The sequence below is a fragment of the Blastochloris viridis genome (genome assembly GCF_001402875.1).
Lineage (GTDB): Bacteria > Pseudomonadota > Alphaproteobacteria > Rhizobiales > Xanthobacteraceae > Blastochloris > Blastochloris viridis.
In genome coordinates this window covers 2,773,086-2,785,835 of record NZ_CP012946.1, presented here as the reverse complement: position 1 = coordinate 2,785,835, position 12,750 = coordinate 2,773,086, and the positions used below count along the sequence as shown (strand labels likewise).

Here is a 12,750-nt window from a genome sequence, read left to right as displayed (position 1 = left end):
GCGGATCGCGACCGGCTTTGCGAGCGAGAACACCTGCGTCATGCGAAATCTGGCCGATCGCGCCGGACTTACGCCGTCTGGTCGTCGAGAAATCCTCTGTCTGATCAAGGATTTTTCGGCGAGTTGTTTCCGATCCCGACGTGACCGACCGGACATCGCATCCCTTCGGCCGCTCAACCGCATGCCAGCGGGTGAGCGGCCATTCTCGCTTCGTCTCGTTCCTGGACCGTGAACGTTCAAGCTCGTCGCTTCATAAGGTTTCCGGAAGATCACCTTTGATCCCGTCACCGATTTCATCGCAGAACCGCAGACCGCCGCGGCCCACCCCAGTTCCGCCGGATCGCTTGGCAACCCGACAACCCGGCCACGGTTCCAGAACACCGTGAATTGCAGATGTCGCCGCGACCGGTTTGGCGCCGGCCGTGCGAAAAACGGCCTCACGCCGGCAGTGCCAGTGGCGGCGCCGGCTCGCTCGCCGCCTCGCCGACCCGCAGCGCGGTGACCACCGCGAACGGCAGCGGCCCGAGCAGCGCGTTCGCCGCGATGGCATCGCGCGGCGCCGTCACCGTGCCACCCAGCACCACGCGTTGGGGCAGCAGGCCCTCGCAATGGATGGTCGCCTTCAGCTGCTTGAAGTCCGGCCAGAGCCGGCCGCCGTCGGTGAAGGCGGCGAGATGGCGGGCGACGACGACGATGTCGGCGGCGCGGCGCAGCGTGCGGGCGAAGGCGATCAGGTGGCCGGCGTCGGGGCCCGACACCGCCAGCGGCTGGTAGGCGCCGCTGGTGTAGATCGCCGCCCGTTCCGCGCGCCAGGCCAGCAGTTGCCGGGTCGCGACGAATTTGGTCCGGCGGTCGAGGCGGGGGTCGGCCGACGGCGCCGCGGGCGGCCCGCCCGGCATCGCCTGCAAAAGGTCGGCGAGCTGGCCGAACTCGACCGGGCGGCGGTTGTCGGGGTCGACCAGCGACAGGTCCCAGGTCTCGGTGCCCTGGTAGAAATCCGGCACGCCCGGCAAGGTCGCCTTGAGCGCGAGCTGGGCCAGTGAATTGAGCGCGCCAAGCCGGGCGGTCCGCGCCGCGAACGCGGCGAAGCGGTCGAGGAACGCGGCGGATTGCGCCGGATCGAGCATGCCGGCCAGGAACGCCGCGGTCGCCGCCTCGTAGCGGGCGTTCGGCATTGCCCAGCTCGATTCCGCCTTGCCCTCGCGCAGCGCCTTCACGGCGTAGGTCTGCATGCGGTCGAGGAAGGTGCCGTCCGGCGCGCCGTCGGCGGGCCAGGCGCCGATCAGCGCCTGATAGAGCATGTATTCGTGGGCGGGGGTGGGGCCGACGCCGGGCTCGACCAGCCGCGCGTTGAGCGAACGCCAGTGCCGCACCGCCACCGCCCAGTCGCCGGCGATGTCGGCGAGGGCGAGGATGCGCATCCGGGCGTCCTCGCCGCGCTTGGTGTCGTGGGTTGCCGTCGCCGTCATGGCGTGGGGATAGGTGGCGCGGGCCTTGACGGCGTCGTGGAACGCCGGCGCGGGCAGCGCCGGCCGGTCGGGACCCGATCCGACCTCGTTCAGCGCCAGCAGGCGGTGGTGGCGGTAGAACGCGGTGTCCTCCACCGCCTTCGCCATCACCGGCCCGGTGAGCTGCTGCAGCTTGGTGACGAAGTGGCGCACCCGCGCCCGGCTGTAGCCGCTGCGGCCGGCGGCGACGATGTCGAGCGTCAGCACCCCGCGCAGGACGTCGAAAATCTCGGCGTCGGGGCCGAACCAGCTGGCGCGGGCCTCCTCGATGGCGTTGAGGATGCAGGCGCGGTCGGCCGCCGACACCGCGCCGGCGATATAGGTGCGGTAGACCGGAAAGCGCACGATGACGGCGCGCAGCGCCGCCTTCAGCCGCTCGAAGGTGAAGTCGCGGGTCTTCCAGTGGCCGGCGGCGATGCGGGCGAGAAGGTGCACCAGCACCACGAATTCGCTGGCCAGGATCGAGTCGAGCACCAGCGCCTTGGCCTCGCGCGCCATGTCGGGGAACGGCGCGGCATTGGCCGTCATCGCGCGGTGCAGCGTGTCGAGGGTGGCGAACCCCTCGCCGTTCACCAGCGCGCGCTGGATCAGGTCGAGCGCGTCATAGCCGGTGGTGCCGGCGACGCCGGGCAGCGGCGGCATCGCCTCGTCCTCGGCCAGGATCTTTTCGGCGACGATGTAGAACGGCGCGCGGCTGCGGCCGGCGTGGGCGGAGCGCACCAGCCGCCCCAGCCGGCGGGCGTATTGCACCGGGTCGGCCAGCCCGTCGATGTGGTCGAGGCGCAGGCCGTGGATGTGGCCCTCCGCGATCAGCCGCGCGATCAGCCGGTGGGTGTCGGCAAAGGTGGTGGGGTCCTCGGTTCGCAGCCCGGCAAGGTCGTTGATGTCGAAGAAGCGGCGGTAGTTGATGTCGGTGAACGCCATCCGCCAGTTGGCGACGCGATAGTGCTGGCGCTCCAGCAGCCGGTGCAGCCGCTGGGTCCGCGCCGGATGGCCGGCGGTGGGGCGGTAGGCGGCTAGGCCGCGCTCGATCACCGCCGCGCCGCCCGCCACCGCGGCGAGCGCGGCCTTGAGGGCGGGCGCCGCCTCGCGCGTCGGCGTTCCGGGCGCGCGGTGGTGCTCGGCGAGGTCGAGCAGCGTCCGGCCGGCCGGCTCGCGCTCGGCCTTCGCCGCCGCCACCACGGTGGCGAGGATGTCGGCGTAGCGGTCGGGCCGCACCGGCAGGCGGTGGTCGAAATACCAGATCGAGAACGAGCCTTCGGCGGCGTCGAAGCGCAGCTTGAGGTCGCCCTGTTCCAGCGCCGTGCCGTAGGAGGCGCCGAGGATTGGCAGCAGCACGCCGCTGGAGGCGCGGAACGGCAGCGTCGTCCACTCGATGTCGAACGAGGCCGCGTGCGGCGAGCGCGGACCCCATTCCAGCACGTCGAGCCACCAGGCGTTGTCGGCGTAGCCGACGCCCATGTGGTTGGGCACGATGTCGACCAGCAGCCCAATGTCGGCCGCGCGCAGCGCCGCCGACAGCGTCTCGAAGCCGGCCGCGCCGCCGAGCTCGGGATTGAGCTGGTTGTGGTCGACGATGTCGTAGCCGTGGCGGCTGCCCTTGCGCGCCGTCAGGATCGGCGAGACGTAGAGGTGCGAGATGCCGAGCGCCTTGAGGTAGGGCACCAGCCGCGCCGCGGCGTCGAAGTCGCACGCGGCCGACAGCTGCAGGCGATAGGTGGCGAGCGGGATGGCGGGGGGCATGGTCAGCGCGGCGCGGTGAGAACGGCGGCAGCGTGGCCCTGGATGAACCAGACGCCGTCCGCCTCGACCGGCGGCCGGCTGCCGCCGCCGCCATAGGCGGGGTCCTCGCTCGACCACAGCAGCCGCCACGGTCCGCCGGCCGGCGGCGCCAGCAGCGGCTCGGGCACGACCTGCGGCGCGAGGTCGGCGCCGAAATTGAACAGCGCCAGCCGTTCCTCGCGCTCGCCGGTGAACCGCACCAGCAGCGCGTGCTCGGTCAGCGTCGCGCCGTCGAGCGCGAGCGGGCGCGACAGCACGGCATCGGTGCGGCGCAGCTCCAGCAGGTCGCGATGGAGCCGCACCGCGGCGGCGTTGCGCGCGCGCTCGGCCCAGTCGAGCACCGAGGCGCGGAAGGTCGCCTCCGCGTGCGGCGGGTCGAGCGCGATGCCGACGGTGCTGGGAAACTGCGTCAGGAACGCGCGCCTGCCCGCCGCCGTCGCCGCTGCGAGCTCGGGCACGTGATCGGCGAAATAGCGGAACGGCGTGGTCGCGAAGAACTCCTGGCCCTGGAACAGCATCGGCGTGCCGGGCGCCAGCAGCGCCAGCGCGGTCATGGCGCGCAGCTTGCGCGCGTCGGTGAGGCGGGCGAGCCGCGCCCCGGTGGCGGAATTGGCGACCTGGTCGTGGTTCTCCAGGAAATTGACGCGGGCGTGCGGCGCAAGGTCGAGCGCCGGTGCGCCGCGCGGGTTGCTCTGCCAGGTCGAGCGCTGGCCCTGGTAGAGGAAGCCGTGGCGGACGCAGGCCAGCAGTTCGCGAGCCGAGCCGGCATAGTCGGAATAGTAGCCCTCGCGGACGCCGGTGAGGGCAACCCGCGCGGCGTGGTGGAAATCCTCGTTCCAGATCGCATCGACGCCATAGCCGCCGGCGGCTTCCGGCCGCACCAAGGTGGCGTCCTGCGGCTCGTTCTCGGCGACCACGAACACGGTGCGGCCGCCGCCGGCTTCGCGCGCCGCCGCGGCCAGCTCGGCGATGATATTGCGCGGCGAGGCGTCGAAGATCTGCTGGGTGGCGTCGAGCCGCAGGCCGTCGAAGTGAAACTCGCGCACCCAATAGGCCGCATTCGCGCACACGAAGGTGCGCACCTCGGCGCTGCCCTCGCCGTCGAAATTGACGGCGTCGCCCCACTCGTTGTCGTAGCGGTCGGTGAAGTAGCCGGCCGAGAACAGCGGCAGGTAATTCCCGTCGGGGCCGAGATGATTGTAGACCACGTCGAGGATGACGGCGAGGCCAAGGCCGTGCGCGGCGTCGACCAGCGCGCGCAGGTCGTCCGGCGTGCCGTAGCGGTGGAACGGCGCGAACAGGTTGACGCCGTCATAACCCCAGCCGAACCGGCCGGGAAACTCCGCCACCGGCATCAGCTCGATCACCGTAACGCCGACCTCGGCCAGCAGCGGCAGCTTGTCGATCGCGGCGCGAAAAGTGCCCTCGGCCGTGAAGGTGCCAAGGTGCAGCTCGTAGACGACGCGGTCCGCCGCCGTCACGCCGCGCCAGTCGTGATCGTGCCAGCCGAACGCGGTGGGATCGACCACCGCGCTCAGGCCGTGCGGCCCGTTCGGCTGCCAGCGCGAGGCGGGGTCGGGCAGGATCTTGGCGTCGCCGTCGATGCGAAAGCCGTAGCGCGAGCCGGCGCGACCGAACGGCGCCAGCGCCCAGCGGTAGCCGTTTCCGTCGTCGATAAGCGGCAGTTCGGTGCCGCCCATCACCAGCGTGATCGCGCTCGGCCGCGGCGCCCACACCCGGACGTCGACGCCGCCCGGCACGAGTTCGGCGCCGAGCGGCATGACGCGGTGGCGGGAGCGAAAGTCGGCTGGCAGGACGTGCGAGGTCACCCGTGGCACTCCGGTGTTGCATGGCATCAATTCGCGGCCGTGCTCATGGTTCCACCACCGCCGGCATCGGCCGCGATGGCGTGGCGAGGCGCCCGCTCACGCCGCCGAAAGCTCGATCAGCGCGCCGTCATTGCCCGCCAGTTCGAGCACGCCGCGAACGGTGTCGCCGTGGGGCGTGCTCAAGGTGCGCAGCAGCACGCGCCCCTCCGCCGCCAGCGCGGTGAGGTCGAGCCGGGCCGGCTCGGGGCCGAGATTGAGCGCCACCAGCAGGCGCTCATCGCCGTCGAGCCGCAGATAGGCGAGGAGGTCGCCGTCCGCCGCCACCAGCCGGTAGGCCCCGCGCGACAGCGCCGGCCGCGCCCGGCGAAGCGCCAGCAGGCGGCGGTAGAACGACAGCAGCGAGGCGTGGTCGTGCCGCTGCGCCGCCACGTTGCAGCTTGCGACATCCGGCCCGAGCGGCAGCCAGGGCTCGACGGTGGAGAAGCCGCCGAACGGCTCGCCGCTCCACGGCATCGGCGTGCGGCAGCCGTCGCGGCCGACGCCGATGCCCGGCACGTTCTTCTCGAACGGGTCGCGCACGCGGTCGGGCGGGATCGCCACCTCGCGCATGCCGATCTCCTCGCCGTAATAGATGGTCGGCGTCCCGCGCAGCGTCAGCAGCAGCAGCGCGGCGATGCGGGTCTGGTCCGGGCCGACCCGGCTCGCCACCCGCGGCTTGTCGTGGTTGCCCAGCACCCAGTTCGGCCAGCCGCCGGCGGGTAGCATCGCCTCGTAGTCCTCGACCAGGGCGGCGATGCGCTGAGCGTTCCACGGCGCCGACAACAGCGCGAAATTGAACGGCAGGTGCACGCCGGAAAGGTCCGGGCCGTAATAGGTCACCAGCCGTTCCAGCGGCAGGTAGATCTCGCCGATCAGCACGCGGTCCTCGAACGCGTCGACCACGCGGCGCAGCTCGGCGATCACCTCGTGCACCTCCGGCCGGTCGGCGGTGTAGAGCGGCACCAGCCGCTCGTGCGGCGGCCGCGCCGGGTCGGCGGCCGGGTTCGGTGGGTTGTCGCGGAACAGATCGTCCTTGATCAGGTGCCAGATCACGTCGACGCGAAAGCCGTCGACGCCGCGCCGCAGCCAGAACCGCAGCACGTCGGCCATCGCCGCCCGCACCGCCGGGTTGCGCCAGTTGAGGTCGGGCTGGGCGTCGAGAAAGGCGTGGTAATAGTATTGGCCGCTGCCCGGCTCGAACGTCCAGGCGCTGCCGCCGAATTCGCTCAGCCAGTTGGTCGGCGGCCCGCCGTCGGGGGCGGGGTCGCGCCAGATGTACCAGTCGCGCTTGGCGCTGTCGCGCGAGGATCGGCTGTCCTCGAACCAGGGATGGCGGTCGGAGCTGTGGTTCGGCACGAAGTCGAGCAGCACCCGCAGGCCGCGCGCGTGCGCGGCGGCGATCAGCGCGTCGAAATCGTCGAGCGTGCCGAACAGCGGGTGGATGTCGGTGTAGTCGCTGACATCGTAGCCGAAATCCGCCATCGGCGAGGGGTAGATCGGCGACAGCCAGATGGCACCGACGCCGAGCTCGGCGAGGTGGGGCAGGCGCGCGATCACGCCCGGCAGGTCGCCGACGCCGTCGCCGTCGCTGTCCTGGAACGAGCGCGGATAGATTTGATAGATCACCGCGGTCTGCCACCACGCCAGCTCTGCCATCGTCATTGCCCGAGTTGATCTCCGAGTTTGTGGTGCCCGGCCGTAGAGTCGGCGCCACGATGGCGCCGCGTTACCGTAACCGGCCGGCCGCCGCCGCGACCGCAGGCTGGGAACTTTTTCAGTCCGGCAAAGTTCCAGCTTACAATCCAGCTCAAGCCGCGACCCGCCGCGCGGCGTTATTTGAGACCGCGACAGATTTTGGAGACAGCGCAGATGAAGCACGAACGTCCGCCCTTGCGTGCTGCGACGCTGCCCGCAGCGCCCGTCCCGCTGCCGACGTCGCGCATCCGCGAGGGCGCGCCCTTTCCGCTTGGCGCCACCTGGACCGGGCTCGGCGTCAATTTCGCGCTGTTCTCCGCCAACGCCACCAAGGTCGAGCTGTGCCTGTTCGACGACCATGGCGAGACCGAAATCGAGCGCATCGAGCTGCCCGAGTACACCGACGAGGTCTGGCACGGCTTTCTGCCCGACGCGCGGCCCGGCACCATCTACGGCTATCGCGTCCACGGCCCCTATGAGCCGGACAACGGCCACCGCTTCAACCCCAACAAGCTGGTGCTCGACCCCTATGCCCGCGCGGTGGTCGGCACGCTGCGATGGGGGCCGGAGCTGTTCGGCTACCATCTGGAAAGCGGCGACGACCTGACGTTCGACGATCGCGACAGCGCGGCCTTGATGCTGAAATGCCGGGTGGTCGACACCGCCTTCACCTGGGGCAATGTGCGGCAGCCGCGGGTGCCGTGGGACCGCACCGTGCTCTACGAGCTGCAGGTGCGCGGCTTCACCCGGCAGCATCCGGCGGTGCCGGAGCCGCTGCGCGGCACCTTCCGCGGCCTCGGCCATCCCGAGGTGGTGCGCCATCTGCGCGAGCTCGGTGTCACCGCGGTCGAACTGCTGCCGGTCCACACCTTTGTCGACGACAGCCACCTGCTCGACAAGGGCCTGGTCAATTACTGGGGCTACAACACCATCGGCTTTTTCGCGCCGGAGCGGCGCTTTGCCGGCGCCGCGGACCAGGCGGTGTCGGAGTTTAAGGAGATGGTGGCGCGGCTGCACGACGCCGGCATCGAGGTGATCCTCGACGTGGTCTACAATCACACCGCCGAGGGCAATGAGCGCGGCCCGACGCTGTCGTTCAAGGGCATCGACAACGCCTCCTACTACCGGCTGCTGCCGGACCAGAAGCGCTACTACATCAACGACACCGGCACCGGCAACACCGTCAACCTGTCGCACCAGCGCGTGCTGCAGATGGTGACCGACAGCCTGCGCTGCTGGGCCGAGGAAATGCGGGTCGACGGCTTTCGCTTCGACCTCGCCACCATTCTGGCGCGCGAGCCCTACGGCTTCGACGAGGGCGGCGGCTTCCTCGATTCCTGCCGGCAGGACCCGGTGCTGTCGTCGGTGAAGCTGATCGCCGAGCCGTGGGACTGCGGCCCCGGCGGCTATCAGGTCGGCCGCTTCCCGCCGGGCTGGGCAGAGTGGAACGACGTCTATCGCGACACCGTGCGGCGGTTCTGGAAGGGCGACGACGGCCAGTTGCCGAACCTCGCCACCCGCCTCACCGCCTCCGGCGACATCTTCAACCGCCGCGGCCGCAAGGCGTGGGCCAGCGTCAACTTCATCACCGCCCACGACGGCTTCACGCTCAACGATCTCGTCAGCTACAACGACAAGCACAACGAGGCCAATGGCGAGGACAATCGTGACGGCCACAACGCCAATCACAATTGGAACCACGGCGCCGAAGGCCCCACCGATGATGCCGCCATCCGCGCGCTGCGCGAGCGGCAGAAGCGCAATTTCCTCGCCACGCTGATGTTCTCGCAAGGCACGCCGATGCTCGCCGCGGGCGACGAGATCGGGCGCACCCAGGGCGGCAACAACAACGCCTATTGCCAGGACAACCCGGTCAGCTGGCTCGACTGGACGCTCGCCGACGACCAGCGCGCGCTGCTGCAATTCGCCCGCCGCGTCATCGCCATCCGCCACACCTATCCGGTGCTGCGACGCCAGCGCTTCTTCACCGGCGAATGGAATGACCAACTCGGCGTGTGCGACCTCACCTGGCTGACGCCTGACGGCGACGACATGACCGAGGCGCATTGGACCGACCCGGTCGCCAAGTGCGTCGGCGCGGTGTTCGACGGCCGGGCGCAGACCAGCGGCATCCGCCGTCGCGGCAGCGACGACACCTTGCTGCTGATCGTCAATGCCGCCGACAACGTGGTGCGGTTCAACCTGCCGGCGATTGCCGGCGGCCGCGGCTGGCTGCGGCTGATCGACACCAACCTCGCGCTCGACCCCGACGGCGAAGCGCCGTGCCTGGCGTTCGAGGATGTCTACGAGGTGACGCCGCGCTCGCTGTTGCTGTTCCAGCTGGTTGCGGCGCGGGCCGACGCGCCGCCATCGCCCGCGCCCGGTGGCTGATGCGCTGCGCGCCGGGGCAAGCGCCCGTCATGCCCGCATGCGTCGCGGGCAGACACGGCCTTCGGCGCGCGAGGCGCGGTGTATTTCGCGCGCAGCGGCCGGTTCCCGCTTTTGCGGAAAGCGCACTGGCTAGACGGTGCGGTCGACCACGCGGCCCTGGCCCTCTGGCAGCGCGGCGCGGATGTCGGCCGGCTCCGCCACGCGCGGCGCCGAGGTGACGACGACGCCGGTGTCCGGCGATGCCTTGACCTCGGCCACGGTCTCGCGCGGCTCATGGCGTTCGGTGGCGTCCGGTCCGGTCGCCCACATCAGTTCGGGAACCTGTTGCGTTGTCGGCAGGCCGACGCTGGAGATGGACATGGCGGTCCTCATCCGTGGTGAAGTCGGCATCTTGGCCGGCCGGCCATGAAGGGAGCATGGCCGAAATCCCGACAATTTGAACGAAGCCGGTCGCCGCCGCGGCAACGCGCGGCAGGGCCGGGCGGCGCGCTCCAGCTTGCCGCCGATTCTCGTGCAAACGCGGCGTGGCGCCTTGCCCCCGCCGCGCCGAGTCGTTACCCCTCTGCGACCCTCGCTTTACATCTTCGGCCTTGGGGAACCCTATGGCTTCCGATCGACGCATCGCCAAGCGGCTGGTTTTCCTGCTGACCGGCTATGAGCCGCTGCCTCCCGACCAGCAACATCGCCGGTTCGTTCGCGAGATCGCCCGGTTCGAGACCACCTGGGGCGTCAAGGCGAAGGTGTCGGCGGGGCAGGGCCTCGACGGACCGCTGCCGAGCTGGAAGGTCGAGACCACCGCGCCGAACTGGCAGGTGGCGACCGAGGTCCGCACCTTCGACTGGCACGATCTGGTGAAGGAGGACACCCGCCGCGGGACCACGGCGCGGATCACCGGCGGCGTGCTGGCACTGCTCGATTTCCTCCTCACTGGCACGTTGTTCCGCTACATGCGCTACAACTTCCGGTACGGGCTGTTCTTCCTCTACCCGGTGGTGCTGCTGAGCCTGCTGCTCGCCGCCGGGGTCTATTCCGGCCTGTGGTACGCCGAGAAGGCGTCGCCGGCGCCGCTGATCGGCGCGCCGGTCGGCTTCACCGTGACCTGGGTGCTCTACCGGATGATCTGCACCCGGTTCTACCTCGACTATATTCTCGACGACTGGATCTTCGCCCGCGACATGATCCGCGGTCGCCGCGCCGACCTTGAGGAACGGATCGACCTGTTCGCCGCTTCGCTGGCCGAGACCGTCGCCGCCAGCGACGCCGACGAGATCGTGCTGGTCGGCCACAGCCTCGGCGCGCCGATGATGCTGCAGGTGATCGCCCGCGCGATCGAGCGCTCGCTATCGGCGACCGGCCGCTCGCTGGGAGCGCCCAGCGACGGCGACGGTGACGCCAACTCGGGTCCGAACGGCGACAACCGGCGCTTGGCGCTGATGACAACCGGGTCCTCGATCCTCAAGATCGGCCTGCATCCGGCCGCCGGCGTGTTCCGCGAGGACGCCGCCCGCGTCGCCAACGACCCCAATATCTTCTGGGTCGAATATCAGGCGCTGGTCGACGTCATCAATTTCTACAAGTGCAACCCGGCCTCCTGCATGGGCCTGGATGTCAAGACGCTGCCGGAAGTGCGCACCGTCCGCATCCGCAACATGCTGAAGGAGGAAACCTACAAGCGTTTCCGCGGAAACTTCTTCCGGATGCATCGTCAGTTCGTGATGGGCAACGAGCGGCCCTATCACTACGACTATTTCATGATCTTGTGCGGCCCGGTTTCTCTTGAGAAGCGCGTGTTCGAGCCGGATGCGATGATCGCCGCGGCCGGCACCGTCCCGGCGTCGGCAGGAGCGCCGGCAGGAGCACCAGAATGACGCCGGAGGTCGCCAGCATCGTGTGGTTGTTCGGGGGGATCGGATGGTACGTCATCCGGTTTCCCTATCAGCGGCGCAATCGTCGCAAGAACACCGTCGTGCAATCGCAATTCGACCTGCGTGAAAACATTTTGCTCGGCTGTTCGCTGTCCGGCCTCGCCGTGGTGCCGCTGATCTATGTCTTCACCGGCTGGCTGTCGTTCGCCGACTATTCCTTCCACTGGCTGCAGGGGGTGCTCGGCACCGCGGTGATGGCCGCCGCGCTATGGATGTTCCACCTCAGCCACCGCGACCTCGGCCGCAACTGGTCGGTCAGCCTGGAGCTGCGCGACTCGCACAACCTCGTTACCGAGGGCAGTTACCGTTACGTGCGGCACCCGATGTACACTGCGTTCTGGCTGCTGGCGCTGGCGCAGGCGCTGCTGCTGCCGAATGTCATCGCCGGTCTGGCCGGTGTCGTCGGGTTCGGGATGCTGTTCTTCGGTCGCATCGACCGTGAAGAGTCGATGATGTTGGCAGTGTTCGGCGACGAATATCGCCAATACATGCGGCGGACCGCGCGGGTGTTCCCGAAGATTTACTGACGCTGCGGCACAAAACGCCCGGTTGACCGTTGCGTCGCCGCAACACTTGCGCCGCGAACGCGGTCGCGGCGGTTTCGCGCTGGTTTTTCGCCGCGACGCTCGCTAAAGGATCCCACGAACAGGCTGTCCGGCGTCCGGCCGGCAGGCAGGCAGCGGACAAGACAGAACATGTTGGGATTCCTGCGCTTTCTCATCGCCATCACTGCAATCGCCAGCCTCTCGGTCACGACGGCCGACGCGGCTCAGCCGCGCCCGACCACCGAGACGCGGGTCTATTTGCTGCGCGGGCTCGCCAACGTGTTCTCGCTGGGCCTCGACGACCTCGCCGAAAAGCTGGCGCGGCGGGGCGTTCAGGCCACGGTTGCCAACCACGCCGACGCCGACCTCATCGCCGACGAGATCATCAACCGGCGTGCCGCAGGCTGGCGCGGCCCGGTGGTGCTGATCGGGCATTCGCTCGGCGCCGACGCGGTGTATCCGCTGGCGGCCCGTCTGGCCGCCGCCAAGATCAAGGTTCCGCTGGTGGTCAGCTTCGACCCGGTGCACCACGAGGTGGTGCCCGCCAACGTCTCCAAGGCGATCAACTATTATCTGTCCGGTTGCTGTTACGCGGTGCAGCCCGGCGCGGGCTTCCGCGGCTCGCTGTCCAATTTCGACATGGAAGGCAAGGGCGGCCTCGGCCACCTCAACATCGAAAAGTCGCCGGAACTCCACGCTGAAGTGATTTCGCGGGTAATGACGCTGGCGCAGCCGCGGCAGCGGCCGCGGCCGGCGCGGGCGGCGCCCGTTGACGGCGCTCCTGAGCCCGCCAAGCCGGCGGCAGAGATCACCGGCTCGGCCGCGGCGGCCGCTCCGGGCCTCGAGGCACCGGCCCACTGATCCGGACCGTCAGTGCCAACGCCGCGGGCGATCACCACACCTCGTTCCGCCGTTCAGGCGGTCACCGGCAGGGGCCAAGGCCGCTGCCGGTATTGTTTTGGCTGGGCTTTTCGGCGACGCCGCCATCCAACTGCGAACGGGGCCGATTGGCGCGCCACGCCTGCCCAAATTTCGA

Annotated in this window: 8 protein-coding genes; 4 read left to right on the top strand and 4 right to left on the bottom strand. The window is 69.7% G+C overall.

Going from position 1 to position 12,750, the window contains the following annotated elements; genetic code table 11:
• Positions 1-437 precede the first annotated feature (437 nt).
• From treY to BVIR_RS12185, 3 genes are all read right to left on the bottom strand, one after another.
• Complete coding sequence (gene treY, locus BVIR_RS12195; RefSeq protein WP_055037903.1) at positions 438-3,251, bottom strand: malto-oligosyltrehalose synthase; 2,814 nt, start codon at positions 3,249-3,251, stop codon at positions 438-440.
• Positions 3,252-3,253: 2 nt separating this feature from the next.
• Positions 3,254-5,119 carry a malto-oligosyltrehalose trehalohydrolase gene (gene treZ, locus BVIR_RS12190; RefSeq protein WP_197604359.1) on the bottom strand — a complete coding sequence of 622 codons (1,866 nt, stop codon included), beginning with the start codon at positions 5,117-5,119 and terminating at the stop codon, positions 3,254-3,256.
• 96 nt (positions 5,120-5,215) lie between these two features.
• Complete coding sequence (locus tag BVIR_RS12185) at positions 5,216-6,820, bottom strand: alpha-amylase family glycosyl hydrolase (protein ID WP_417852031.1); 1,605 nt, start codon at positions 6,818-6,820, stop codon at positions 5,216-5,218.
• A 207-nt stretch (positions 6,821-7,027) separates the two neighbouring features.
• Here BVIR_RS12185 and glgX point away from each other — a divergent pair, with 207 nt between their 5' ends.
• Entirely contained in the window at positions 7,028-9,244 is a 2,217-nt protein-coding gene (gene glgX / locus BVIR_RS12180; RefSeq protein WP_082417092.1) for a glycogen debranching protein GlgX, read from the top strand.
• Between the two features lie 129 nt (positions 9,245-9,373).
• Here glgX and BVIR_RS12175 read toward each other — a convergent pair whose 3' ends face one another.
• Positions 9,374-9,604, bottom strand: coding sequence for a hypothetical protein (locus BVIR_RS12175; protein WP_058124840.1), 231 nt, complete (start codon positions 9,602-9,604; stop codon positions 9,374-9,376).
• A 242-nt stretch (positions 9,605-9,846) separates the two neighbouring features.
• Between BVIR_RS12175 and BVIR_RS12170 the strand changes: the two genes are divergently transcribed.
• The 3 genes from BVIR_RS12170 (at position 9,847) to BVIR_RS12160 (ending at position 12,575) form a co-directional block, all read left to right on the top strand.
• Entirely contained in the window at positions 9,847-11,112 is a 1,266-nt protein-coding gene (locus BVIR_RS12170) for an alpha/beta hydrolase family protein (RefSeq protein ID WP_055037901.1), read from the top strand.
• A complete protein-coding gene (locus tag BVIR_RS12165; protein WP_055037900.1) occupies positions 11,109-11,696 on the top strand; it encodes a protein-S-isoprenylcysteine O-methyltransferase in 588 nt (195 codons plus the stop codon). The genes BVIR_RS12170 and BVIR_RS12165 overlap by 4 nt, the downstream gene beginning before the upstream one ends.
• Positions 11,697-11,864: 168 nt before the next feature.
• Entirely contained in the window at positions 11,865-12,575 is a 711-nt protein-coding gene (locus BVIR_RS12160; protein ID WP_055037899.1) for an alpha/beta hydrolase, read from the top strand.
• Positions 12,576-12,750 lie beyond the last annotated feature (175 nt).